23 protein-coding genes are annotated in these 26,061 nt (G+C 55.2%); 16 read left to right on the top strand and 7 right to left on the bottom strand.

Translation table 11 applies throughout. From position 1 onward, the window contains the following. The first annotated feature begins 75 nt into the window (after positions 1-75). Together BJ887_RS19340 and BJ887_RS19335 are read left to right on the top strand one after the other, a co-directional pair. Positions 76-969, top strand: a complete 894-nt coding sequence (locus tag BJ887_RS19340; protein ID WP_121340297.1) for a LysR family transcriptional regulator — start codon at positions 76-78, stop codon at positions 967-969. Positions 970-992: 23 nt separating this feature from the next. Next, complete coding sequence (locus tag BJ887_RS19335; protein ID WP_020885258.1) at positions 993-1,502, top strand: hypothetical protein; 510 nt, start codon at positions 993-995, stop codon at positions 1,500-1,502. Between the two features lie 33 nt (positions 1,503-1,535). On the opposite strand, the gene BJ887_RS19330 is transcribed toward BJ887_RS19335, so the two are convergent. Both BJ887_RS19330 and BJ887_RS19325 read right to left on the bottom strand, forming a co-directional pair. Further along, positions 1,536-3,320 carry a diguanylate cyclase gene (locus tag BJ887_RS19330; protein WP_121340296.1) on the bottom strand — a complete coding sequence of 595 codons (1,785 nt, stop codon included), beginning with the start codon at positions 3,318-3,320 and terminating at the stop codon, positions 1,536-1,538. Positions 3,321-3,440: 120 nt separating this feature from the next. After that, positions 3,441-4,550: an AI-2E family transporter gene (locus tag BJ887_RS19325; RefSeq protein ID WP_020885256.1), complete on the bottom strand. Its 1,110-nt coding sequence runs from the start codon at positions 4,548-4,550 to the stop codon at positions 3,441-3,443. Positions 4,551-4,886: 336 nt separating this feature from the next. Here BJ887_RS19325 and mmuP point away from each other — a divergent pair, with 336 nt between their 5' ends. The 6 genes from mmuP (at position 4,887) to tauD (ending at position 10,815) form a co-directional block, all read left to right on the top strand. After that, positions 4,887-6,287, top strand: a complete 1,401-nt coding sequence (mmuP, locus tag BJ887_RS19320; protein WP_025205021.1) for an S-methylmethionine permease — start codon at positions 4,887-4,889, stop codon at positions 6,285-6,287. Beyond that, entirely contained in the window at positions 6,274-7,206 is a 933-nt protein-coding gene (gene mmuM, locus BJ887_RS19315) for a homocysteine S-methyltransferase (RefSeq protein ID WP_047955096.1), read from the top strand. Before mmuP ends, mmuM begins: the two co-directional genes overlap by 14 nt. Before the next feature lie 196 nt (positions 7,207-7,402). Next, the gene (gene tauA / locus BJ887_RS19310) at positions 7,403-8,365 is read left to right on the top strand and encodes a taurine ABC transporter substrate-binding protein (RefSeq protein WP_047955097.1); all 963 of its coding nucleotides are present in this window, start codon (positions 7,403-7,405) and stop codon (positions 8,363-8,365) included. 10 nt (positions 8,366-8,375) lie between these two features. Then, a complete protein-coding gene (gene tauB / locus BJ887_RS19305; RefSeq protein ID WP_014168801.1) occupies positions 8,376-9,143 on the top strand; it encodes a taurine ABC transporter ATP-binding subunit in 768 nt (255 codons plus the stop codon). Further along, a complete protein-coding gene (tauC, locus tag BJ887_RS19300; RefSeq protein ID WP_014168802.1) occupies positions 9,140-9,967 on the top strand; it encodes a taurine ABC transporter permease TauC in 828 nt (275 codons plus the stop codon). Before tauB ends, tauC begins: the two co-directional genes overlap by 4 nt. After that, entirely contained in the window at positions 9,964-10,815 is an 852-nt protein-coding gene (gene tauD, locus BJ887_RS19295; protein ID WP_014168804.1) for a taurine dioxygenase, read from the top strand. Before tauC ends, tauD begins: the two co-directional genes overlap by 4 nt. A gap of 44 nt (positions 10,816-10,859) precedes the next feature. On the opposite strand, the gene BJ887_RS19290 is transcribed toward tauD, so the two are convergent. Both BJ887_RS19290 and hemB read right to left on the bottom strand, forming a co-directional pair. After that, a complete protein-coding gene (locus BJ887_RS19290; protein WP_121340295.1) occupies positions 10,860-12,560 on the bottom strand; it encodes a lysophospholipid acyltransferase family protein in 1,701 nt (566 codons plus the stop codon). 132 nt (positions 12,561-12,692) lie between these two features. Next, positions 12,693-13,667 (bottom strand): porphobilinogen synthase, encoded by a 975-nt coding sequence (gene hemB, locus BJ887_RS19285; protein WP_020885251.1) that lies wholly within the window; start codon positions 13,665-13,667, stop codon positions 12,693-12,695. Between the two features lie 449 nt (positions 13,668-14,116). On the opposite strand from hemB, the gene BJ887_RS19280 reads away from it, so the two are divergent. Next, positions 14,117-16,891, top strand: a complete 2,775-nt coding sequence (locus BJ887_RS19280; RefSeq protein ID WP_121340294.1) for an autotransporter outer membrane beta-barrel domain-containing protein — start codon at positions 14,117-14,119, stop codon at positions 16,889-16,891. A gap of 91 nt (positions 16,892-16,982) precedes the next feature. Next, on the top strand, positions 16,983-17,606 hold the full coding sequence (locus BJ887_RS19275) for a helix-turn-helix domain-containing protein (RefSeq protein WP_014168808.1): 624 nt from the start codon (positions 16,983-16,985) through the stop codon (positions 17,604-17,606). On the opposite strand, the gene ampH is transcribed toward BJ887_RS19275, so the two are convergent. Next, positions 17,603-18,769, bottom strand: a complete 1,167-nt coding sequence (gene ampH, locus BJ887_RS19270; RefSeq protein WP_121340293.1) for a D-alanyl-D-alanine-carboxypeptidase/endopeptidase AmpH — start codon at positions 18,767-18,769, stop codon at positions 17,603-17,605. The two genes, BJ887_RS19275 and ampH, sit on opposite strands and share 4 nt — an antisense overlap. 204 nt (positions 18,770-18,973) lie before the next feature. Between ampH and BJ887_RS19265 the strand changes: the two genes are divergently transcribed. The 3 genes from BJ887_RS19265 (at position 18,974) to BJ887_RS19255 (ending at position 21,951) form a co-directional block, all read left to right on the top strand. Further along, complete coding sequence (locus BJ887_RS19265) at positions 18,974-19,507, top strand: isochorismatase family protein (protein ID WP_121340292.1); 534 nt, start codon at positions 18,974-18,976, stop codon at positions 19,505-19,507. A 111-nt stretch (positions 19,508-19,618) separates the two neighbouring features. Next, the gene (gene sbmA / locus BJ887_RS19260) at positions 19,619-20,839 is read left to right on the top strand and encodes a peptide antibiotic transporter SbmA (RefSeq protein WP_014168811.1); all 1,221 of its coding nucleotides are present in this window, start codon (positions 19,619-19,621) and stop codon (positions 20,837-20,839) included. A 14-nt stretch (positions 20,840-20,853) separates the two neighbouring features. Beyond that, complete coding sequence (locus BJ887_RS19255) at positions 20,854-21,951, top strand: DUF1615 domain-containing protein (RefSeq protein WP_121340291.1); 1,098 nt, start codon at positions 20,854-20,856, stop codon at positions 21,949-21,951. On the opposite strand, the gene BJ887_RS19250 is transcribed toward BJ887_RS19255, so the two are convergent. Further along, positions 21,948-22,250, bottom strand: a complete 303-nt coding sequence (locus BJ887_RS19250; protein WP_020885246.1) for a DUF2755 family protein — start codon at positions 22,248-22,250, stop codon at positions 21,948-21,950. The two genes, BJ887_RS19255 and BJ887_RS19250, sit on opposite strands and share 4 nt — an antisense overlap. A 248-nt stretch (positions 22,251-22,498) precedes the next feature. On the opposite strand from BJ887_RS19250, the gene BJ887_RS19245 reads away from it, so the two are divergent. Then, entirely contained in the window at positions 22,499-22,735 is a 237-nt protein-coding gene (locus tag BJ887_RS19245; protein WP_025205000.1) for a DUF2754 family protein, read from the top strand. On the opposite strand, the gene ddlA is transcribed toward BJ887_RS19245, so the two are convergent. Next, positions 22,732-23,832 carry a D-alanine--D-alanine ligase gene (gene ddlA, locus BJ887_RS19240; protein ID WP_020885244.1) on the bottom strand — a complete coding sequence of 367 codons (1,101 nt, stop codon included), beginning with the start codon at positions 23,830-23,832 and terminating at the stop codon, positions 22,732-22,734. The two genes, BJ887_RS19245 and ddlA, sit on opposite strands and share 4 nt — an antisense overlap. Positions 23,833-23,935: 103 nt before the next feature. On the opposite strand from ddlA, the gene BJ887_RS19235 reads away from it, so the two are divergent. Both BJ887_RS19235 and BJ887_RS19230 read left to right on the top strand, forming a co-directional pair. Continuing rightward, on the top strand, positions 23,936-24,619 hold the full coding sequence (locus tag BJ887_RS19235) for an extensin family protein (protein ID WP_104440500.1): 684 nt from the start codon (positions 23,936-23,938) through the stop codon (positions 24,617-24,619). A gap of 169 nt (positions 24,620-24,788) precedes the next feature. Beyond that, complete coding sequence (locus tag BJ887_RS19230; RefSeq protein WP_020885242.1) at positions 24,789-26,003, top strand: multidrug efflux MFS transporter; 1,215 nt, start codon at positions 24,789-24,791, stop codon at positions 26,001-26,003. Positions 26,004-26,061: the final 58 nt, after the last annotated feature.

Raw genomic sequence — 26,061 nt, 5'->3', positions numbered from 1 at the left:
TGCGCACACTTTACTCATCGCCCAACTGGAGATAAATTAGCGGAATTGAAAAACATTTGTTCCTGAAAGAGCATAATGAGCAGAAAATTCGATTATCTTGGCGATGTTGAGGTCTTCATCGCTGTCGTTGAACACGGCTCATTTACTGCTGCTGCCGTCGCCCTGTCCACCACGCCCTCGGTGTTGAGTCGTGCGGTTTCCCGCCTTGAGACGCGTCTGGGACGACAGCTTTTACAGCGAACCACCCGTCGGGTAGGCCTGACCGAGGCAGGGCGAGTCTATCTGGAGCAGGCGCGCTCTGCTTTTTCCCTGCTGGATGAAGCCGAACGTGATGGGCAGGGTCAGGAAGGCGACCTGACCGGACGCGTGCGCATGAGTGTACCGACTACCTACGGGCACTATCGTCTGCCGCCCTTGCTGGCGCGATTCTCCCAGCACTACCCGCGCGTTCAGGTGGATCTGAACATCACCAACCGCAACGTCGACCTGATTGCTGAAGGGTTCGATCTGGCGATTCGTTTGGGTCAGATGCCCGACAGTGGTTTAGTCGCGCGTAAACTGGAGGATGCCGCTTTGCTTCTGGTCGCATCACCCGCGTACCTTCACAGGATGGGGACTCCGCAAACGCTGGATGATTTGCACCGACACATGTGTCTGCCGTTTATTTTGCCGCGCACCGGTCGCATCGCTCCGTGGGTGTTTCGGGAAGACGAACGCGATGTGGACTGGCTACCCGCTTCAACTATCGAAACGTCGGATGATGTGCTGGGCGTCGTCTCCCTGACTGAACACGGTATGGGGATTTGCCAGAGCTATGAATTTATCGTTCGGGACAGGATACAGCGCGGTCAGCTGGTGGAGGTGCTTCCTCACCTTCGCGGACGCTCGCGGCCGTTCTCGGTGATCTTCGCGCCACACCGGCGCCAGTCCGCTGCCACCCGCGCGATGATTGATCTCCTGACCACGTAATAACGACAAGGGAAGGGTGCAATATGAAAAAAACGTCTTATTCGTTTTTGATTCCAGCGATTGTTGGGGTATTGACGCTGGTAATTTGTTTTATTACCTGGCGCGTAGAAATTTACCGTGTGACATTTATTAACGCTCTCGCAATGCAATACATCGCGACCGGCTCATTGCTCTTGTCGCTGGCTTTGATGGTCATTTTTATCTGGAAGGGACGGTTGAAAGGTTGGCCGTTTTCTGAGCGTCTAAAAGTGTTCATTGGCACCTTTATTATCAGCATGCCTCTCGCCATTTTCGTCGTCTTTACGGCGGTTTATTTACTGGATGGGAAAGTGTCGTCCTGGAGTGCTCCTTACAAATATAAATCTGTAGGCAGATATAATTGTGAAGGGGCTGAAGTATATGAACCTGAACTGAAAGAGAAGATACGTATTTGTCACCCGATGGGCGACTATCAACTCGATAACACCTTATATGTTGAAAAACGCAGTAATGCGCTGGGTATCGTGGTACTTTGGGCTATCACGCGCTCATGAACAGGGGAAAGCATCAGTGGCGCAACATGACGTCTAGCCCCCCTCCAGCATCCCAAAACTTACAATCCGCGATCGACCCAGTTCTTTAGCCCGGTACAAAGCCACATCGGCTGCACGCAGCAGGTTGTCACTCTGGGCGTGCTGCGGATAGCTGGCGATACCAATCGAAACATCGACTGGCCCAATCTCCGTGAGTCCATAACGTAGCGACAACCCTTGTACGCCGTTGTAAATCTGTTGAGCACAGTCATGCGCTTCTTCTTCATCAGCACCGGAAAGCAGTACTAAAAACTCCTCCCCGCCGTAGCGGAAAGCCATTCCGTTGTCATGGGTAGCCCGCTGAACAATCGTCGCTACGCTTTTAATAACCTGATCACCCGCTTCATGGCCAAACCGGTCATTAATGCTCTTGAAGTGATCGATATCGATCATCATGCAACTCAGTGGTTCGCCGTTACGAATGGCCTGTGTCATTTGGGTATGAAGCGTATCTTCCAGATGATGGCGATTACGCAAGCCGGTCAGCGGGTCGAACAATGCTTTTTCCAGCAACGCATCGCGTAGCCGCTGGTTTGCCAGCGCCAGACCGAGCGCTTCGGCCATGAGTTCGAGATAAGCACGGGCAGGGGCATTTTCCGCGGTGATATTCTGGAATGAGAGTAGACCAATGGCCTCGCCCTGGGCAATAAGCGGCACGCACAGCGAACGATACGCCAGTGATTCCGGCAGATGATAGCAGGCGATATCCGGCTTACCGCTGAACGGGGGATGACTCTGACCACGCCTTACTGCCCAGCATTCGTCAGGATGAAACATCATCTCCTCTCCCGTGGGGGAGAGCCACTGGGCAACGCAGCGCATCTGCCAGGGATCGCGGTCAAGGACATAGAGCCGGCCAGGGACCCCCGGGGCGATATTGGGGGCAAACATCTCCGCCACGTTGATAACATCGGTAAAGTTCTCACACCCTTGCAGCCGCTGCGTCATGCGGGCCAGCAGTTCGCGGACAGCCCAGTCGGCGTCGCGCTCTTTTTCCAGCCGTTGCCGGGCAAGGCCGTTTTCACGAAAAATACGGATCGCCTGCGCCATATCGCCAATCTCATCAATCTGATTAAAATTCGGCGTTTCGACGGCGTAATCCTGCGACGCCAGACGGTGTACCACGTCGCTCAGGCGCACCACGGGGCGCAGCACGCGGCGTTTCAGGATAAAGCCCAGGACAAACAGAAACAGCAGGGCGGTCAGGCCAACCATCAGTTCAGAGGCCGTACGCAGCGCTTTCGATTTTTTGGTGGCATCCTGCACGGACGCAATCACCCGCTTGTCGAGGATCTGGCGAAAGTGATCAATCTGGTTTTGTGCGCGTTCCAGTGCCTGCTCATAGGGGGCACCATAAAGCAGGGCAATGGCCTGGGCATCTTCTCCCCGTTCTGTACTGGTCAGGGCCGTCTGCTGTTCATCCTGTAGCTCATCGATAATCTTGAGACCTTCCCGCAGCAGGGACAGCTCCTCATCGGACGCGCCGTTATCGCGCAGTTTATCCAGCCTCAGCTCGACATTTTTCAGGTTGTTCTCTGACTGGCTGTATTGTCTGAGGGTTTGCGGATCTTTTTTTATTACGTACAGGCGGGCTAAATCGGACTGCGCCCAGGCGTCGGTTTCAATATCCTCCGTCAGCTCATCAAAGCGCTGCCGCTGTTCCACGGCATGACGTTCCACGGTGTCGGCATTGGATGCCATCAGCATGATGATGCCTGAGACAAGGGTCAGGCAGACCGTGGCACCATAGGCCCAGTTAGTTATCGTTGCGATTCGCACCTGTGGATCCTTTTACGACATGAGAAGGATGGCGTTCTTTCAAATTATAGAAAACGTTTGATTTAAGGCGAAAAAAAAGGCGGCACAGTGCCGCCTGGTGTGGTCTTTATCGTCATATCATCACAAATCTGGAGGGTTTTTTCCTTCCTCGATGAAATCCGCATCCAGCTCTTCGGCGTTACCCGCGTGATCGCGACCGGAGAACAGGTTCCAGCAGGCGATGAACAGCGCGGCGATCAGCGGCCCAATCACAAAGCCATTAATGCCGTACAGCTCCATCCCGCCAAGGGTTGAGATGAGGATCAGGTAGTCCGGCATTTTGGTGTCTTTCCCCACCAGCAATGGACGCAGGATATTGTCCACCAGCCCGACAATGATGACGAAGAAGCCAACGATAAAGAGACCCTGCCAGAGCTGATGCGTGGCGAACAGGAAGATGGCGGCCGGCACCCAGACAATGGCCGAGCCGACGGCCGGAACCAGCGAAAGGAACGCCATCAGCGCGCCCCAGAGTACGCTACCGTCAATGCCAGCGATGGCAAATGCAATCCCGCCGAGCGTGCCCTGAACCACCGCCACTACCGCCGTACCTTTTACCGTTGCCCGCGAGACGCCGACGAATTTGGCGAACAGATGCTGTTTGGCAAAATCAGACAGAGGAAGCGAATCAAGGATCTGGCGTACCAGATACGGACCATCTTTCAGCAGGAAGAACAGCAGATAAAGCATGATGCCGAAGCTGATCGCAAAGCCAAACGTCCCTTTACCAATCAGAAACGCGCTGCCGGCCAGATACTGTCCGCCCTGCAGGGCCACATCGGAGAGTTTTTTCTGGATCTGCGCCGCGTTCGTCAGATTGTGGTCCGCAAGGAAGCCGCTGGCCCAGCCTGGCAGGTGGTTAAAGATGCTCGCCACCACTTCCGGGAATTGGGTATTGTTCGCTTGCAGCTTGGTGTACACCACGTTCAGTTCAATGGCGAGCGATGAAAAGATCACCATCAACGGGATAAAGACGATGAGGCAGATAATGCCGATGGTTAACAGCGAAGCCAGTCCGTTGCGATCGCCCATCGCCGCGCGCAGCTTGTTTTTTACCGGGTTAAAGATAACGGTAAGAATGGCTGCCCATAAAATCGCGGAGAAGTAGGGGGAGAGCACGTCGAAGAAAGCCCAGGTGACAAGGGCGAGTATGAAGATAAAGAAACCTTTGGTCAGTCCGTTAAAGCGCATCAGTTGATCCTGTAACGATGAAACTGTGTCGACTATAGAACTGATTGAGGGATTTACCAAGAATTGCGCCGCTGTAAAATCCCGCGTATGAACCCGCTCCTTACGGATACCACTTTCGACTGACCGAAGAACGCCAGGGTCCGCGCCATGCTGTAAGTATCTGCTTGCGGAGGTACTTATGGCCTGGCGTCCGTTCCTGTATGTGATCCTCACAACCCACCCCAGACTCAGCGCGCGGCGCGCTCGATTACGTCTGGTCGTCTAGCTTTTTCTTAACAATCGCGGTATAACACACCTTCTTTGGATGTTTAGATGTCCATACGTATAGAAGGTAATATGCAAACACAACAAGAAAATGGGCAGCTTAAGCGCACCATGAAAACACGCCACCTGATTATGCTCTCGCTGGGTGGGGTCATTGGGACAGGGCTATTCTTCAATACTGGTTATATCATTTCAACGACCGGGGCCGCGGGAACGCTGCTGGCGTACCTGATTGGCGCGCTGGTGGTCTGGCTGGTGATGCAGTGTCTGGGCGAACTTTCCGTTGCGATGCCGGAAACCGGCGCGTTTCACGTCTATGCCGCCCGCTATCTTGGCCCGGCTACAGGCTATACCGTGGCGTGGCTTTACTGGCTTACCTGGACGGTGGCGCTCGGGTCGAGCTTTACCGCCGCCGGGTTCTGTATGCAGTACTGGTTCCCGCAGGTGCCCGTCTGGACGTGGTGCGTGGTGTTCTGCGTGGTGATCTTCGGCCTTAACGTCATCTCCACGCGCTTCTTTGCCGAAGGCGAGTTCTGGTTCTCGCTGGTGAAAGTCATCACCATTATTGCCTTTATTATTCTTGGCGGCGCTGCGGTGTTTGGCTTTATCCCGATGCAGGACGGTTCTCCCGCGCCGGGCTTAACCAACCTTACCGCCGAAGGCTGGTTCCCGCACGGCGGCCTGCCCATCCTGATGACCATGGTCGCGGTGAACTTCGCCTTCTCCGGGACAGAGCTTATCGGTATCGCGGCGGGTGAGACGGAAAACCCGCACAAGGTGATTCCGGTTGCCATTCGTACCACCATTGCCCGGCTGATCATCTTCTTTATTGGTACCGTGTTTGTGCTGGCCGCGCTGATCCCGATGCATCAGGCGGGCGTGGAAAAAAGTCCGTTTGTACTGGTGTTCGAAAAGGTCGGTATTCCGTACGCGGCTGATATTTTTAACTTCGTGATCCTGACGGCCATCCTGTCGGCGGCGAACTCGGGCCTGTACGCTTCTGGCCGCATGCTCTGGTCGCTCTCGAATGAAAAAACGCTGCCGCGTTGCTTTGCGCGCGTTAATAAAAACGGCGTACCCATGACGGCGATTTCTGTTTCAATGCTTGGCGGCGTACTGGCGCTGTTCTCAAGCGTGGTGGCACCGGACACGGTGTTTGTCGCACTGTCCGCCATCTCAGGCTTTGCTGTGGTGGCGGTCTGGATCAGCATCTGCGCGTCGCATTTTGTCTTCCGTCGTCGCCATCTTCAGTCTGGTCAGCCGCTTTCCGCTCTGCAGTATCGCGCGCCGTGGTATCCGCTGGTGCCGGTGCTCGGCTTTATCCTCTGCGTGGTGGCCTGTGTTGGTCTGGCGTTTGACCCGAGTCAGCGTATTGCCCTTTATTGCGGGCTTCCGTTTGTTGCCCTGTGTTATGGTGCCTACTACCTGACCCGAAACATGACATCGCAGGAGCCTGAACATGTCGCAGAATAATCCGCTTACCGCCATCCTTGAAAAACAGCCATTTGTGGTGCTGGATGGCGCGATGGCGACGGAACTGGAAGCGCGCGGTTGTAATCTTGCAGACAGCCTGTGGTCTGCCAAAGTGCTGGTTGAAAACCCGGATCTTATCCGCGACGTTCATCTGGACTACTACCGGGCGGGCGCGCAGGTGGCGATCACCGCCAGCTATCAGGCCACGCCTGCGGGGTTTGCCGCACGAGGCCTGGATGAGGCGCAATCCCGTGCGCTGATTGGCAAAAGCGTGGAGCTGGCGCGTAAGGCGCGCGAAGCGTATCTCGCGGAAAACCCTCGTGCAGGCACGCTGCTGGTCGCGGGATCGGTTGGGCCGTATGGTGCATACCTGGCGGATGGATCTGAGTATCGCGGTGACTACGTGCGAAGCGCAGAAGCGTTTACCGATTTCCATCGCCCGCGCGTGGAAGCGCTGCTGGATGCCGGGGCAGATCTGCTGGCCTGCGAAACGCTGCCATCCTTTGCTGAAATCAAGGCGCTGGCGGCGCTTCTTGCCGAGTATCCCCGAGCCCGGGGATGGTTCTCGTTTACCCTGCGTGACAGCGAGCACCTCAGCGACGGCACGCCGCTGCGCGAGGTGATTTCTGCGCTGGAACGCTATCCGCAAATTGTGGCGCTGGGGATCAACTGTATCGCGCTGGAAAATACCACCGCGGCGCTGAAACATCTTCACAGCCTCACCGCACTGCCGCTGGTGGTCTACCCGAATTCGGGGGAGCATTATGACGCCGTGACCAAAACCTGGCATCACCATGGCGAAGCCTGCGAAACGCTTGCGGGCTATTTACCCCAGTGGCTGGCGGCCGGGGCGAAGTTGATTGGAGGATGTTGCCGGACCACGCCGACAGACATTGCAGAGCTAAAGGCGCAGCGCTGATGCCGTGTGTCGTCTGATGCATTCACCTCATCCCTCTCCCGTCGGGAGAGGGAGCCAGAATAAACCCCACAAAATTCACTATCCTTTGCCACTTTTTTTCTAAAAACGAATCGGAATTAACGATTCTTTTTTATTCCTTTATCAAAATTCCTGCGCCGGAAATACTGCCCTCATAACAACAAGGGGAGCAGTCACAATGGCAATTTCATCGCGAATTACACTTCTCGGCGCGCTGGCGCTGTGGGCATTTCAGGCACAGGCGGTAGACGTTACCGTCGCGTATCAAACCTCTGCGGAACCGGCAAAAGTTGCGCAGGCGGATAACACTTTCGCCAAAGAAAGCGGCGCGAAGGTGGACTGGCGTAAATTCGACAGCGGGGCGGCCGTCGTGCGCGCATTAGCGTCCGGCGATGTGCAGATTGGCAATATCGGTTCCAGCCCGCTGGCGGTGGCTGCCAGCCAGCAGGTGCCTGTTGAGGTTTTCCTGCTGGCGTCACAGCTCGGGAACTCTGAAGCCCTGGTCGTGAAGAAAAACATCACCCGGCCGGAAGATCTGATTGGCAAGCGCATCGCCGTGCCGTTTATCTCCACCACCCATTACAGCCTGCTGGCGGCGCTCAAACACTGGGGCATCAAGCCGGGCCAGGTGCAGATCATCAACCTGCAGCCACCCGCAATTATTGCCGCCTGGCAGCGTGGGGATATCGACGGCGCTTACGTCTGGGCACCTGCCGTGAATGAGCTGGAAAAAGACGGCACCGTGCTGACCGATTCCGAACAGGTGGGGCAGTGGGGCGCGCCGACGCTCGACGTGTGGGTCGTGCGTAAAGACTTCGCGGAGAAACACCCTGATGTGGTGAAGGCGTTTGCTAAAAGCGCCATTGACGCCCAACAGCCTTATCTCAGCAACCCCGATGCGTGGCTGAAAGAGACGGGCAATCTGGAAAAACTGTCGCGCCTGAGCGGCGTTCCGGAAGCGGACGTGCCGGGGCTGGTGAAAGGCAATACCTATCTCACGCCTGCACAACAGGTTCAGCAGCTCAATGGGCCGGTCAATAAAGCGATTGTCGATACCGCTACGTTTCTGAAAGAACAGGGCAAAGTGCCTGCAGTGGAGACAGATTACAGCCAGTACGTGACCGATCGCTTTGTGAAATAAGGGGGAAGCGATGCTGAATATTACAAATCTGTCTGCTGATTACGGCGGTAAACCCGTGCTGGAGGAGATCAACCTGACGCTGGACAGTGGTGAATTGCTGGTCGTGCTGGGGCCGTCCGGGTGCGGCAAAACCACGCTGCTGAATCTGATCGCCGGGTTTGTACCGTATCAGCATGGCTCCATCCAGCTGGAAGGGAAACGGGTCGAGGGTCCGGGTGCAGAGCGCGGCGTGGTCTTTCAGAGTGAAGGGCTGCTTCCGTGGCGCAACGTGCAGGAAAACGTCGCCTTCGGCCTGCAGCTTGCGGGGATTCACCGTGAACAACGGCTGGCGACCGCGCGTGAGATGCTAAAAAAGGTGGGGCTGGAGGGCGCTGAAAAACGTTTTATCTGGCAGCTTTCCGGTGGCCAGCGTCAGCGGGTCGGGATTGCCCGCGCGCTGGCGGCAAACCCACAGCTGTTGCTGCTGGATGAGCCGTTTGGTGCGCTGGACGCCTTCACCCGTGAGCAGATGCAAACGCTGCTTTTGCGCCTGTGGCACGAAACGGGCAAGCAGGTACTGCTGATCACCCACGATATCGAAGAGGCGGTGTTTATGGCGACCGAACTGGTGTTGCTTTCGCCGGGGCCGGGTCGTGTGCTGGAGCGGTTGCCGCTCAGCTTTGCCCGTCGCTATGTGGCCGGTGAACCGGTCCGCAGTATCAAATCCGATCCGCTGTTTATTGAACAGCGCGAATATGTTTTAAGCCGCGTATTTGAACAACGGGAGGCATTCTCATGAGCATTGTCTTCAGTGAAAAAACGCGCCGTCCTCGTCTCGCGTTACGCTGGCCGTTCTCTCGCCAGATCACGCTGAGTGCGGGCACGTTGCTGGTATTGCTCGCGGTCTGGTGGGCGGTGGCAGCGCAACAGTGGGTTAGCCCGTTGTTCCTTCCGCCACCGGGACAGGTGCTGGCGAAACTCATCACCATCGCCGGGCCGCAGGGTTTTATGGATGCCACGCTCTGGCAGCATTTAGGTGCCAGTCTGGCGCGTATTCTGGTGGCGCTGCTGGCGGCGGTAGTGATTGGCATCCCGGTGGGTATCGCGATGGGGCTGAGCCCGACGGTGCGCGGCATTCTAGACCCGCTGATTGAGCTTTACCGTCCGGTCCCACCGCTGGCCTATCTGCCGCTGATGGTGATCTGGTTTGGCATCGGGGAAACCTCGAAAATCTTGCTGATTTATCTGGCGATTTTTGCCCCGGTTGCTATGTCGGCACTGGCTGGGGTGAAGAGTGCGCAGCAGGTGCGGATCCGCGCGGCGCAGTCGCTTGGTGCCAGCCGTCTTCAGGTGCTGCTGTTTGTGATTTTACCGGGCGCGCTGCCGGAGATTTTAACCGGATTGCGCATTGGCCTCGGGGTGGGCTGGTCAACGCTGGTGGCGGCTGAGCTGATCGCCGCCACGCGCGGATTAGGGTTTATGGTGCAGTCGGCGGGAGAGTTTCTGGCGACTGACGTCGTGCTGGCAGGGATCGCGGTGATCGCCGTGATCGCCTTTGGATTAGAACTGGGGCTGCGCGCGCTACAGCGACGTCTGACGCCCTGGCATGGAGAAATACAATGAGTGAACGTCTGACCATCACCCCGCTGGGGCCATACATTGGTGCGCAGGTCTCCGGCCTGGACGTGACCCGTCCACTGAGCGATAACCAGTTCGAGCAGTTGTACCACGCGGTGCTGCGCCATCAGGTGGTGTTCCTGCGCGAACAGGCGATCACCCCGCAGCAGCAGCGCGCGCTGGCTCTGCGCTTCGGCGATCTGCATATCCACCCGGTCTATCCCCATGCGGAAGGCGTGGAGGAGATCATCGTGCTGGATACCCATAACGATAATCCGCCGGACAACGACAACTGGCACACCGACGTGACGTTTATCGAAACGCCACCTGCCGGGGCGATACTGGCGGCGAAGCTGTTGCCGGACACCGGTGGAGATACGCTGTGGGCCAGCGGTATCGCCGCCTTCGAGGCGCTGTCCGTGCCGTTCCGGACGCTGCTGAGCGGGTTGCGGGCCGAACATGACTTCAAAAAATCCTTCCAGGAGTACAAGTACCGGAAAAGCGAAGAGGAACATCTGCGCTGGCAGGACGCGGTCGCGAAACATCCGCCGCTGCTGCATCCGGTAGTGCGTACGCACCCGGTGACCGGTAAGCAGGCGTTATTTGTGAACGAAGGCTTTACGACGCGGATCGTAGACGTGACGGAAAAAGAGAGCGATGCGCTGTTAAGCTTCCTGTTTGCCCATATCACCAGGCCGGAATTTCAGGTGCGCTGGCGCTGGCAGGAGAACGATCTGGCGATCTGGGACAATCGCGTGACGCAACACTATGCGAACGCGGATTATCTGCCGCAGCGTCGGATTATGCAGCGGGCGACGATTTTAGGGGATAAACCGTTTTACCGTGCGGGCTGATGCCTCCCCCTGACCCTCTCCCGACGGGAGAGGGGAAAGCAGGGTTACAAATGCGCCTCAATATAGCGCTGATAGCGGTTCGCCTTCAGATAACACAAATCCACCAGCACCAGGCCATCAACGCAGTTGTTGAATGCCGGGTCGCTTCCGAAATCAATAAACTGTACGCCACCCGGTTCGCACAGCTCGGAATACTGCTTGTAGAGCGGCGGAATGCCGCAGCCCAGATTGCCGAGCAGGGATTTCAGCTTCGTCAGATCGTCGACATAATCCACGCCGCCAAACTGCGCCAGCACGTCCGGAAGCGATGCCGGGTAGGGCTGGCGTGACGCCGCGAGCGGATGGCTTGCCGGGAACCAGAGGCGGTAGAACGCCACCAGCAGATCCCGCGCGGCAGGCGGTAAGCCCCCGGAAATCGAGACCGGACCAAACAGATAGCGGTAGTGAGGATAACGTGCCAGATAGGCACCAATGCCTGACCACAGATAGTCCAGACCGCGGCGTCCCCAGTAGCGCGGCTGAATAAAGCTGCGCCCGAGCTCAATGCCGTGCTCCAGCACATCCTGCATTTTGTCGTCGTAGTGGAACAGGCTGTAGCTGTACAGTCCTTCCGGCCCCCGACGCTCCACTTGTCTGGCGGTGGGCATAAAGCGATACGCGCCGACAATCTCCAGGTCCTCATCGTCCCATAAGATCAGATGCAGATAATCATCATCGTAGCTGTCAGTGTCCCGGCGTTTACCGCTCCCTTCTTCCACCGCGCGAAACGCAATCTCACGCAGGCGGCCCAGTTCGCGTAGCAGTGGCGCCTCTTCCTGGCCGTTACGCTGCCAGAGATAGATGGATTTTCCATCGCCGGTTTTGCCCAGACATTCGGCCTGCGCCAGCTCGCGTTTTAGCGTGGCCCGGTCTTCCGGACGGGCAATGGCGCACTGGGTTTTAAAGACGCCAGGCACTCCCTTGCCAAGACGTATCACGTGCTGACGGCACTTTTCGGCCATCTCACGCGACGAAAGGGTGGCGCTATACCAGTCACTCCAGGCAATCTGCTGACCGATTGTAATCGGCAGCTGGCTATGGCGACGGCGGAACATCTGCTGCATCAGCAGCAGCATGGATAACGTCGGCGATACCAGCGTGCTGGCATAAAAGAGGAGGCTGTTGTGCGCCTGAATATGTACCGGCAGCAGTGGGGCGCGCAGTTTGGTGGCGAGTTTGATAAATCCCGAGTGCCATTTTTTATCGCGAATGCCTTTTCGCGTCGGCCGGGAAACTTCACCCGCCGGGAAGAAGATCAGCACGCCCGCGTTTTGCAGATGTTGTTCCATCTGTACCAGCGACGTTTTTGCCGTTCTGCCGCCCATATTATCGACCGGGATAAACAGCGAGCTTAGCGGCTCCAGGTGGGTCAGCATCCGGTTGGTCACGACTTTGACATCGCGTCGCACGCGCGAGACGGCGTACATCAGCGCCAGCCCGTCCAGAGTTCCTGTCGGGTGGTTGGCAATGATAACCAGAGGGCCATGTTCGGGGATTTGTTCGAGATCGCGGGCGGAAACGGTGCAGAGAATATCAAGGTGCTCCAGAACTTGCTCCACCGTATCCAGTCCTTTCAGGTGGCGGTGTGCTGCGGCAAATTGCTGGAATTCTTCTTCGTAAAACAGCCTTTTTAACAGACTTTTTTGCCAGGGTGCCGGCCTCGCCTGAGGCCAAAGGTCATCGAGAACGCTATCGAGACTAAACATGATCACTCCTCCTGCCGTCTTGCGATGACAGTAGAAGGGGGAGATGTCGGTTGTATTGCAGTTTGGTGAAGTTTCGTGAGGCAGGGAGAGCAGGCCGGGTCAGGCGAAACCGCCCCCCGGCACCGTTGCGCCTTAGCGCAGAATTTTCTTCTCAGCCAGATCCAGCGCAAAGTAGCTGAAGATCAGATCCGCACCCGCGCGTTTGATCGCACCCAGGCTTTCCAGGATCACTTTCTCTTCATCGATCGCACCCGCCATGGCGGCGAATTTGATCATCGCGTACTCGCCGCTGACCTGGTACGCGCCCAGCGGCAGCGAGGTGCGTTCGCGAATATCACGCAGGATGTCGAGATAGGCTCCCGCTGGTTTCACCATCAGGGCGTCTGCGCCCTGGGCTTCATCGAGCAGGGATTCACGGATAGCTTCCCGACGGTTGAGTGGGTTCATCTGATACGTTTTACGATCGCCTTTCAGCGCCGTACCGGCTGCTTCACGGAACGGGCCGTAGAAAGAGGAGGCAAATTTGGTGGAGTAGGACATGATGGCCGTGTCGGTAAAACCGGCAGCATCCAGCGCCTGGCGGATAGCCTGCACCTGCCCGTCCATCGCAGCCGATGGCGCGATGAAATCAGCACCCGCAGCGGCAGCAACCACCGCCTGCTTACCAAGATTCAGCAGGGTAGCATCGTTATCCACACCGTGATCGCACAGCACGCCGCAGTGGCCGTGAGAGGTATATTCGCAGAAACAGGTGTCGGACATCACGACCATTTCCGGCACGGTCTCTTTGCAAATGCGCGACATACGGGCGACCAGACCGTCCTCTTTCCAGGCATCGCTGCCGGTGGCGTCAGTATGATGGGAGATGCCGAAGGTCATCACCGAGCGGATCCCTGCATTGGCGATACGTTCGATTTCACGCGCCAGATGTTTTTCAGGAATGCGCATCACGCCAGGCATGGCTTCGATGGCCTTGTAGTCGTCAATCTCTTCTTCAACAAAAATCGGCAACACCAGATCGTTTAAGGTCAGTGTTGTCTCTTCAAACATAGCGCGTAGTGCGGGTGACTTGCGCAGGCGACGGGGACGAGCAATTAAATCGGTCATGGTATGCCTGAGGTTTGTGGAACAAAGAGGGTTAGTGTACCTCAAAGTGAAAGAAGGTGTTTTACCAAAGTGGGCATTTTGTCGAGGGGGAATCCCGATGCCAACGCGTTACGCGAACAATAATATTCTCCCTTCGACTGGCGTTAATTGTTCTCGAAATATTGGTTTTATTTCTATGATGAAGTAAATATATCATTGAAAATGATCTATTTATTTTTATTATATTTTTTATCTTTATAAGAGGGTGTTTTAACTGCCTGTTTTATAATGATTATTGATGGCATTGCATCGCTTCTGCATTATTTTCATGTTGTTTGTCTGAATGCGGACTTAATGGAATGATTCATTGAACCTTTTCAGATTGAAAATGCATAATTCCCTCCGCAATTAAGTATTGCAAAATCGTTAGATGGACAAACTTGCTTACGTCCCTGAGGAGGGATGACCCAATGCAAACATGGAAAAAGAAACTGGTTGTATCACAACTTGCATTAGCCTGCACCCTGGCTATCGCTTCTCAGGCCAATGCGAAGGATATTTCTGGTACGACATATAATACCTTCGGATATGATAATACGGCAGCAGCACCCTGGTATTATGGTTACGCTGACTGGGATTACTCTGATGCGACGCACGATGGTGATATTTATCCGGTGATTAATAAATCCACCGTGAATGGTGTTATATCAACCTATTATTTGGATGATGGTATCAATGGGCGGGCGAATGCGCTGAGCATTTCCAACAGCACCATTAATGGCATGATCACTTCAGAATGCATGACCGCGTCATGTGCTGATGGCGTGGATACGGACGGCACAACCCATTCTCAATACGACCGTTTTAGCCTGACCGTCGATAACTCCACGATCAATGATACTTACGAGCATTATGCGTATGACGTTGTGAACGGGGAAAATACGGAAACGCATTATCTGGACACCTATGCGCTGGGCAATGCAATTACCCTGGATGTGGAATCGGATATTGTTATTCAGAATAACTCTCACATCGCCGGCATTACCCTGACTCAGGGGTATCAGGAACGGGATAATACCCCGTATGACGGTGTGGAAGGTGTGGCGAACAGCAGCAATGTCTTTACCGACACGCTGCTGGTGAAAGACTCGGTGCTGACCTCTGGCGCATACAGTGACCTGGGCACCAGCGGGTTCTATGGTCAAACCGCGAAGCCGAGTGATTACGGTGAAACCAATGCCACTGCGGCTGACGACGCGGCGCTGATTGTTGCTGCCAGTGCGTCTGACAACGCGATGCAGACCACCGCAACGTTCGATCACTCCACGATCACCGGCGATATCCTGTTCTCCAGTACCTTCGATAACAACTTCTACCCGAACGGCGATCCGGCAACCGATACGACGGCTGACGGTATATACAACCCAACCACCAACGGCTGGGATGACACCGATAAGCTGGACGTCACGCTGACCAATGGCAGCAAATGGGTCGGCGCAGCGCAGTCCAGCGTTGAGGCCATCGGCACCGTGCAGATGTATGGCCTGGGCTACAGTGACGTTGACTGGCGCACCCTTTCTCCAGATAGCATCTGGCCGGATTCCACGTTCGACAATAATGGACATGTCGCGGGTGAAGCGGTCTATCAGAGCGGTCTGTTCAACGTCACGCTGGATAACGGCTCTGAGTGGGATACCCGTAAGCTCTCTAACATCGACACGCTGACGGTGAATAATCATTCGCAGGTCAATGTTGAAAACTCGGGCCTGCTGGCTGATTCCATCACCCTGTCCAACGCTTCATCTCTGAACATCGGTGACAATGGTGCCGTGGCAACCGACAGCCTCTATCTGGACAGCGACAGCCGTGCGGCCCTGACAGAGGAAACCGCGGAGCTGTATGCCAATACCATTACCGTGGACAACGGTGCGGAGCTGTCTCTCGGCCTCGGCCAGGTGGATACGCACAATATGGTGTTAACGGATGGCGGCGTGCTGAACGTGGCCAGCCGTGATTACGTGTTGAACAGCGATCTGAACAACGCCCGCTATATCACCAACGATATGAGCAAAGCCGATTACGACTACGGCGTTGTGGCACTCAACGCTGACGGCCATCTGGCCGTGAATGGTGACGTGGCAGGGAATTACGCCGTGCGTATCGACAACGCCACCGGCGCCGGCTCTGTTGCTGACTATAAAGGCCAGGAGATTATCCGTGTTTATGACAACAACACGGAGACCCGCGCCAGCTTCACTGCGGCAAATAAAGCCGATTTAGGGGCATATACTTATCAGGCGCAGCAGAAAGGCGACACTGTTGTTCTGCAACAGCAAGCGCTGACCGATTATGCCAACATGGCGCTGAGTATCCCGTCTGCCAACACCAACATCTGGAATCTGCAGCAGGATGCAGTTAGTGCGCGTCTGACCAACAGCCGTCATGGCCTGGCGGATAACGGCGGGGCATGGGTAAGCTACGTTGGCGGCAACTTCGACGGCGATAATGGCGTTATCAGCTACGATCAGGACGTGAGCGGTATCATGGTTGGTCTGGATACCCTGATTGACGGTAATAATGCGAAGTGGATCGTCGGGGGTGCGGCAGGTTTCGCCAAAGGCGATATCAGCGATCGCACCGGTCAGGTGGATCAGGACAGCCAGACGGCAATGATGTACGCGTCCGCGAAGTTTGCGAACGATCTGTTCATCGACAGTTCCCTGAGCTACACCCGGTTCAACAACGATCTCTCCGCGACCATGAGCAATGGTCAGTATGTTGACGGTAACACTACCACCGACGCCGTTGGTTTTGGGTTGAAACTGGGCTATGACTGGAAACCAAACCTCTCTGGTTATGTGACGCCATACGCAGCCGTGTCGGGTCTGTTCCAGTCCGGTGATGACTATCGCCTCAGCAACGACATGCGCATGGATAGTCAATCCTATGACAGCCTGCGTTACGAAGCGGGTGTGGATGCCGGTTACACCTTTAACTACGGCGGTGACCAGGCACTTACGCCTTACTTCAAACTCGCTTATGTCTATGACGACGCTGGTAACGATGCCGATGTTAACGGTGACAGCATTGATAATGGCGTGAAAGGCTCCGCAGTGCGGGTTGGTCTGGGTACCCAGTTTAGCTTTACGAAGAACTTCAGTGCTTACACTGATGCCACTTATCTGGGCGGCGGTGACGTTGACCAGAACTGGGGCGCAAATCTGGGTGTGAAATATACCTGGTAATGAATAAAAGCGGGGGATAAGCCCCCGCTTTTTTATAGATGACAATAAAAAATAATAGTGAACCGACAAATACGGATGTCTTGAGGTCTGCATGAACGTTAATGCGAAACCACTTTCTGAATTAAGCCGGCTCGAAGCATGTTTGATAGCAGCCAGTACCCCGTTTAAATCTGCTCCACAGCAATTAATTACCTCGGGCAAGGGGAGTGAGCCTTGTACCTACGTATTCCAGACCGGCGTTATTGAAGTTTATCGTCATTCAGACGATCTGCTGGTTGGCATTGCGTCAGCCCCTTTTATTTTTGGCCTGTCTGCCGTAGTGATTAACCACAGTCAGGAATACAGAGTCACTGCCAAAACGGCCTGTACCGGTTTTTATTTGCCCGCGGCGACCACCCGTCAACTCATTCAACAGCATTCGCTCTGGAAAGACGCGTTTTGCTGGTTATCCTGGATAAATTACATTCTGGGCAAACGCGACAGGCAGCTGGTGGGAAATAACTCCTATCACCAGATCCGCGCAATGCTGCTGAATATGGCCGAGTGGGATGAAACGCTGCGTTCAAAAATTGGTGTGATGAATCATATACAACAAAGCACGCGTATTTCACGCTCTGTCGTTGCCGAAGTGCTCGCTGCTTTGCGACAAGGCAACTACATCAATATGAGCCGGGGCAAACTGGTCAGCATCAACCGTTTGCCCACGGAATATTAAGGCTGGATGGAGGCGGTGAGCACCTGAGATTTATTGGCGCTCAGCTCAGCCACCAGGTTATTGATGCCATCGCTCATATTGACGAAACGCGTATTTGGAGAGCGGGTGACGACCACAAACGCGCCCACGTTGGACTGCGGGATCATCGCCATATAGGTGATGAATCCACCGCCGCCACCGGTTTTCTGAATAATGCCCGGTCGGCCATTTTTGGGTGCCATATAGACCCAGCCCATGCCCAGCGCGTCGGCTTTACCCGGTACGTCCATGCCGATCACGCGGTGCAACTGGCTACGCTGGTAAATCAGGGTCTGCATGCGATCGGCCTGGTGACTGCGCGCATAGAAATCTGATGAGAGGAACTGCTGCATCCAGCGCATCATGTCGCCTGGCGTTGAATAGACCCCGCCACTGCCGATGGCTGCCAGGGTGTTATTACACGGACTAGCGCCTTTCTCTGCCACCATCAGGCGTCGGCACTGATCCGGAGAAGGGGTAAAGGTGGTGTCCTTCATGCCGAGCGGGCGCGTTATCTGCTCTTCAAAGAGCTGAGGGTAAGGTTTGCCTGCTGCCGTCGAGAGCGCATCTGCCAGCAGGTCAAACGCCAGGTTTGAGTAAGATGCCTGTGAACCCGGGGCCGATTTCAGCGTGGCGGTGCTCAGGTAGTTCCAGCGCTGTTCGCGCGTTGGCCAGACAAAAACGTCGCGGTGCGCCGCGCCGCCGGGTTGTTCGCGAGGCAGCGCGCTGGTATGGGTGGCAAGGTTTACCAGCGTGATAGGCGTGCCCTGATAGGTTGGAACGCGTGCGCCTGTCGGCGCATATTTGCTGAGCGGATCGTCGAGCTTGACCACGCCCTGATCGAGTAATTTCACCAGCATTTCGCTGGTCATCAGCTTGGTTAAGGACGCAATGCGGATCACGGAATCCAGCTGCGGGTGAACGTTATTTCCCGGTCGCGTTTCGCCAAAGCTGCGAAATACGCGCTGGTTGCCGTCGATGACCACCATCGCCATCCCGGTCGCGCCACTGCCGTAATAGATAAGGTTCGCGTAGCGATCGGCAATATCTGAAGCCAAAACGGGGGCCGTCAGCGGCTGAGCTGCCTGGGCGGTGGAGAAGCTCACCGCACACAGCGCGGCAAAAGAGAGCAGACAACGTTTCAACGAAAAGCATCCATGAATTGAATGAGAAAAGTAATGGGTATTTATACTACTAAAGCGCACGGTGCAATGCCCCGAATTGCATAACGATAGCGAGAAAAACGTAACCATGGGTAAATAAGCATAATTTCCTGGAGACCAGTCTCCCATTTTGTGACATCGGCCGTATGATAGAGGCCAGTGTCACTCAATCTTGCGGAGAACGATATGTCAGTGAAGCGTGTGGTTATGGTTGTCGATATGCAGCAAGGGGTGTTTGCAACGCCGCGTTACCAGCGCGAAAAATGTGTTTCGCTTATCAATCAGCTCACGCAGGCCGCCGAACGGGTGATTTTTATTCAGCATACCGGTGAAGGCGGTCTGGAAGAGGGGAGCGAAGGGTTTGCGCTGCTGCCTGAACTCCATCAGCCTGCTGACGCGCTTTACGTCACCAAGACTGCCTGCGATGCATTTTATAACACCGCACTTGAAGCGGTGTTGCGCGAGCAAGGTATTCGCGAGTTTGTCATGTGCGGCTGTGCCACCGATTACTGTGTCGATGCGACCATCAAGAACGGGGTCAGCCGTGGCTATCACATTACCGTGGCGGAAGATGCCCATACCACGGCTAATCGTCCGGCAGCCGACGCGCCCATTCTGATTAACCATTACAACGACGTCTGGCGTGACTTTATTGCGCCGGCCAATCCTCTCGCGGTGAAACGCACCGAAACAATTCTCGAAAACTGGAAAGCGAACTAATAATTAACCCTCGGGTCTGACCTTTTTGCCTGCGCCGTCTGGCTCAGGCGAGATTTTCGTGTGGTGATGTGTTGAGCACAGCAACAGCCATAACAACAAGAAGGATGCATTATGTTTAAGTCTTTTTTCCCAAAGCCGGGGCCTTTTTTCCTGTCGGCATTTATTTGGGCACTGATCGCTGTCATTTTCTGGCAGGCTGGCGGCGGGGCGTGGCTGGCCCGCATTACGGGCGCAACGGGTGACGTCCCGATCAGCGCCGCTCGCTTCTGGTCGCTTAGCTATTTGCTGTTTTACGCCTACTACATGGTATGCGTTGGCCTGTTTGCCCTGTTCTGGTTTGTCTATGCGCCGCACCGCTGGCAATACTGGTCGATTCTGGGAACCTCGCTGATTATCTTTGTGACCTGGTTCCTGGTGGAAGTGGGGGTGGCAGTAAACGCCTGGTATGCCCCGTTCTACGACCTTATCCAGACCGCGCTGAGTTCGCCGCATAAGGTAACCATTAATCAGTTTTACCATGAGGTGGGCATTTTCCTCGGTATCGCGTTGATTGCGGTGGTGATCGGGGTGATGAACAACTTCTTCGTCAGCCACTACGTTTTCCGCTGGCGTACCGCGATGAACGAACACTATATGGCGCACTGGCAACACCTGCGTCATATCGAAGGTGCAGCACAGCGTGTGCAGGAAGACACCATGCGTTTTGCCTCCACCCTTGAAGACATGGGCGTCAGCTTTATCAACGCCATCATGACGCTGATTGCCTTCCTGCCGGTGCTGGTGACGCTCTCGGCTCACGTGCCGGATCTGCCTCTTGTCGGTCATCTGCCGTATGGGCTGGTGATTGCGGCGATTGTCTGGTCTCTGATGGGGACGGGGCTGCTGGCGGTGGTCGGGATTAAGCTGCCGGGGCTGGAGTTTAAAAATCAACGCGTGGAAGCGGCTTATCGTAAAGAGCTGGTCTACGGTGAAGATGATGCTAACCGCGCCTCGCCACCAACCGTACGCGAGCTGTTTGGTGCCGTGCGTCGCAACTACTTCCGTCTCTACTTCCACTATATGTATTTCAATATTGCGCGCATTTTGTATCTGCAGGTCGATAACGTTTTCGGTTTGTTCCTGCTGTTCCCGTCCATCGTTGCGGGTACGATTACGCTCGGTCTGATGACCCAGATAACTAACGTTTTTGGTCAGGTGCGTGGCTCATTCCAGTATCTGATCAGCTCCTGGACCACGCTGGTGGAACTGATGTCCATCTATAAACGTTTACGCAGTTTTGAGCGTGAGCTGGACGGCCAGGAACTGCAGGAAGTCACCAATACATTTAGCTAATACAGGGAGTTGCTATGACCTTTGCCGTACCGCGTGCGTTACCGTTGTCCTTACTGGCCGCTCTGGTGCTGGTGGGGTGTGCCGAAAAAGGGGCCGCTCCGCTTAAAGAAGGGGAGAAGCCTGTTGATGTGGCAAGCGTTGTGCGGCAAAAAATGCCCGCCAGCGTGAAAGATCGCAATGCATGGGCGGATGCGCTGGCAAAAACCTTTGAAAGCCAGAAGATTGCCCCTACCGAGGAGAACATCTGCTCGGTACTGGCGGTGGCGCAGCAGGAGTCAATGTACCAGTCAGACCCGGTCGTGCCGGGTCTGAACAAAATAGCCTGGAAAGAGATCGACCGCCGTGCGGAATCGATGCATATCCCGGTATTTCTCGTGCATACCGCGTTTAAAATCACCTCGCCAAATGGAAAAAGCTACAGCGAACGGCTGGACACGGTAAAAACCGAGAAACAGCTCAGCGCCATCTTTGATGATTTCATCAGCATGGTGCCGATGGGGCAGACACTGTTTGGTTCACTTAACCCGGTACACACCGGCGGGCCGATGCAGGTCAGCATTGCCTTTGCGGAAAAGCATACCGACGGCTACCCGTGGAAAATCGACGGTACGGTGCGTCAGGAGGTCTTCTCCCTGCGTGGCGGCCTGTGGTTCGGTACTTATCATCTGCTGAACTATCCGGCGAATTACAGTGAGCCGCTGTACCGCTTTGCGGACTTTAACGCAGGCTGGTATGCCAGCCGTAACGCGGCGTTTCAGAATGCGGTCAGCCGCGCGAGCGGCGTGAAGCTGGCACTGGATGGCGATCTTATTGCCTACGGCAGCAGCGAGGCTGGCACCACGGAGCGGGCGGTGCGGAAATTATCGAACAGGCTTGGCATGAGTGACAGCGACATTCGCCATCAGCTTGAGAAAGGCGATAGTCTGGCGTTTGAGAAAACCGAACTGTACAAGAAAGTCTTTACGCTTGCAGAACAGAAAAGTGGGAAAACGTTACCGAGGGCAATCCTGCCGGGTATTCAGCTGGAAAGCCCGAAGATCACGCGTAACCTGACAACCGCCTGGTTCGCAAAACGCGTGGATGACCGCCGGGCTCGCTGTATGGGGCTTTAAAAGCGACGGCGAAAACGCAGTACTAATGCCACAACGCCTAAAATCATACACCCTGCGAGGAAAGGAATGAGGCCAAACAGGGTGCTTACGCCAAAGCCAATTTCCACTCGCGGGCGTCCGTTATCCTGCACCTGCATCAGGTGTTCATAGACTCCTGGTGCATGAACCAGCATATTGAGTAGCTGCGAACCCGCCCAGAAACAGAACAAGACAAACAGGGCATAAGCGATATTACCCGCCGTGGAGGTTTTTGGTTGTTTACCGCCAAAAATCGGTTTCGACAATGTAAAGTCAGCCATCACGACCTCCCGATAAATCACTCTGTTTTATATGCGTCTTACAGGGTGAGTTTGACAGGTCATAGCATTTGTCAATATCAGAATCGTGTTAATTTACCCTAAGGAATTCTCCTGGATTGTCGAATTCTGCAGCGCATCACAATTTCTTAACTTAATTGAAACAACAGCGTGTTTCAGAATTTCCGCATTAGCCACAGACCTCGTCATAAATCTGTGAGAGGATATCTTTTTTTCCTGCCGGAGTTGTCATGAAGCTCACTTCCAAACTACGCCGTGACTGGCATTACTACGCCTTTGCTATTGGGCTGATCTTTATTCTTAACGGTGTCGTGGGGCTGTTGGGATTTGAAGCAAAAGGGTGGCAAACGTATGCCGTGGGTCTGGTGACCTGGGTTATCAGCTTCTGGCTGGCGGGGATGATTATCCGCCGTCGTCCTGAAGAGACGACAGCGGATGAGACGGAAACGGCGAAAACTCCCGATTAACCGTTTACGGAGCTTTTCAGGGCGCTGTCCGCAGCATGACGCTCCAGCGCCAGTTCAATCAGGCGGGTGATAAGTGCTGAGTAGCTAAGCCCGCTGGCCTGCCACAGCTTGGGATACATGCTGATGTTGGTGAAGCCCGGCAGGGTGTTGATTTCATTAATCACCACCTCGTTTTCAGGCGTCAGGAACACATCCACGCGCGCCATGCCGCTGCAGCCGAGCGTCTGATAAGCGTTAATCGCGATCGCGCGGATCTTATCGTTGATTGCCGGATCGATATTCGCAGGCACAACAACCTGGGCGCCTTTATCATCAATGTATTTAGTGTCGTAAGAGTAGAAATCACTGTTTAACACCACTTCACCGCAGGTGCTTGCCTGTGGGAAATCGTTGCCCAGCACGGCGCACTCAATTTCGCGGCCTTTGATGCCCTGCTCAACCACCACTTTATGGTCAAACTCAAACGCCAGGCTGACCGCTTGCGTGAACTGCGCTTCGCTTGTCACCTTGCTGACCCCGACGGAAGAACCCTGGTTTGCAGGTTTCACAAACAGCGGCAGGCCCAGCTGACCGGAAATCTGAGCGAAGCTGTGTTGGTCACGGTTGGCGCGGGTGAGGGTGACAAACGGCGCAATATTCAGCCCCGCATCACGCAGCAGGCGCTTGGTGACGTCTTTATCCATGCAGGCAGCGGAACCCAGCACATCAGAACCGACAAACGGCAGGTTGGCCATGCGCAGCATCCCCTGCAGCGAACCATCTTCGCCAAGGGTGCCATGAACGATAGGGAAGACCACGTCAATCTGGGCGAGAGACTGCGCATTACCGGCGTCGATGAGTTGCCCTTGCACCACGCCGGGTACGGTCGCGACGCTGATTGCAGAAGGATTGAGGGCGATATGCGCCGGATCGTCAGCATTTAACAGATACTGGCTGGCATCGTTGACATGCCATTGCCCCTGTTTATCTATGCCCAGCAGCACCACGTCGAAACGGCTTTTATCGATTGCATCGACGATATTTTTGGCCGATTGCAATGAAACCTCGTGCTCCGCTGATTTTCCCCCAAAGACAATACCTACGCGCTGCTTTGCCATCTCACTCTCTTCCAGTCTGACGAAAAACCAATAACATACCACGATGCCCAGCGGGTTTCGCGGCCTTCTGCCATAATGTTTTGGGGAATGTTAAGGGGGGAGCGTGAAAGGAAAAACTCTGCTGACCATTTTCATTATTGCGGCTGTCGCAACGGTGGGGTATCACTGGTTGCCGTCTTACTACAACCCTTTCACGCCGCTACATCTCGACGACCCGCCAGGCCGCATTACCCAGTATAAGCTTCGGAACTTAACGCCCCAGGCGTGCGCGAGTCTGTTATCGCAGGCCAATCAACGCGCGCTTATCCGCACACAACCGGTCGCAGACAGCGGTGGGGAGTGTCCACTCCGTAACGTCGTCCGGGTACGTAACTTCGGTCCGGTCAGCCTGAACAGCAGTTTCCTTGCGAGCTGCCCGCTGGCGCTCAGTTCTGCCTTGTTTATCAGCCAGCAGGCCCGGCCACTCACCAGACGCTATACGGGAAGTGAGCTGACGCGTATTGAGCATCTCGGCAGCTTTGCCTGCCGCAACATTTACCATCGCCCCGACGCGCGACGCAGTGAACATGCTACGGCAGAGGCGCTGGATATCACGGCGTTTGGGCTGGCAAACGGTGAGAGGGTCACGGTACAAAACGGCTGGAAGGCGACAAAAACGCAGCCATGGCTGAAAGGCATGCTGGCGGCGAGCTGCAGCTATTACGGTAACAGCCTGGGGCCAGAGTATAACGCTGCCCATGCCAGCCACTTTCACCTGGGGATGCGCGGTTTCGGTCTCTGCCGCTGAAGCATAATATTCCGTCAGAAAATGGATGATTTGTGACTTATTTCACAAATATGATGACTGGGAAGATAAAACACCAAAGTCGGCAAGTGCGCATCTCTGGTGCGACGTCATAACGCGTAACTTGCTAATCTGTCGGCGAATTCGCCTAAAAATGAAGACTATTTCTTTTATGGAATCCTGGAAAGTTAATCTCATCTCGGTCTGGTTCGGGTGCTTCTTTACCGGACTGGCCATCAGCCAGATATTGCCCTTCCTGCCACTGTACGTGTCGCAGCTGGGCGTTACCTCCCATGAAGCGCTCTCCATGTGGTCAGGTCTGACGTTCAGCGTCACGTTTCTGGTCTCTGCCATTGTCTCGCCGATGTGGGGGAGTCTGGCCGACCGCAAAGGGCGCAAGCTGATGCTGCTGCGCGCATCGCTGGGGATGGCGATAGCCATTCTGCTGCAGGCCTTTGCCACTAACGTATGGCAGCTCTTTTTCCTGCGAGCGGTGATGGGGCTGACGTCCGGGTATATTCCGAATGCCATGGCGCTGGTGGCCTCGCAGGTGCCCCGTGAACGCAGCGGCTGGGCGCTGAGTACGCTCTCTACTGCTCAGATAAGCGGGGTCATTGGCGGCCCGCTGCTAGGGGGCTTCCTCGCCGATCATGTGGGGTTGCGCGCGGTGTTTATCATTACGGCCATCCTGCTGGTGGTCAGTTTTCTGGTCACGCTCTTCCTCATTAAAGAGGGAGGACGCCCCGTCATCAGCAAAGCTGAACGCCTGAGCGGCAAGGCCGTTTTCGCCTCGCTGCCCTATCCGGGCCTGATGATCAGCCTGTTTGTGACCACCATGGTGATCCAGCTTTGCAACGGTTCGGTCGGCCCGATTCTGGCGCTGTTTATTAAGTCGATGGAGCCAGACAGCAATAATATTGCTTTCCTCAGCGGGATGATTGCCGCCGTCCCGGGCGTATCAGCCCTCATTTCGGCGCCACGCCTTGGAAAACTGGGCGACAGGATCGGCACGGCGCGTATCCTGATGGCCACGCTGATTTTTGCGGTGGTGCTCTTTTTCGCAATGTCGTTTGTCACTTCTCCGTTTCAGCTTGGCGTGCTGCGGTTTCTGCTGGGCTTTGCCGATGGTGCGATGTTACCCGCGGTGCAAACATTGCTGGTGAAATATTCCAGTGACCAGGTAACGGGCCGTATTTTTGGCTATAACCAGTCGTTTATGTATTTAGGTAACGTTGCCGGTCCGCTTATGGGAGCCGCTGTTTCGGCAATGGCCGGTTTCCGTTGGGTATTTGCTGCTACCGCCATTGTGGTGCTGATAAATATAATTCAACTGGCTATTGCACTGCGTCGCCGCAGACAAATGGCGGAGGCGAAATCGGCGCGATAACCGTTTCGTAGATGTATTATATATTCTTATGGTTGCCGCATTTTTATATAACTAAATG

Source organism: Enterobacter sp. WPR_3_1, from assembly GCF_003635055.1.
In the GTDB taxonomy this organism is placed as follows: Bacteria; Pseudomonadota; Gammaproteobacteria; order Enterobacterales; family Enterobacteriaceae; genus Enterobacter; species Enterobacter ludwigii.
Note: the sequence above shows the minus strand (reverse complement) of the source record. Positions and strands in the feature narration are given on the sequence as shown.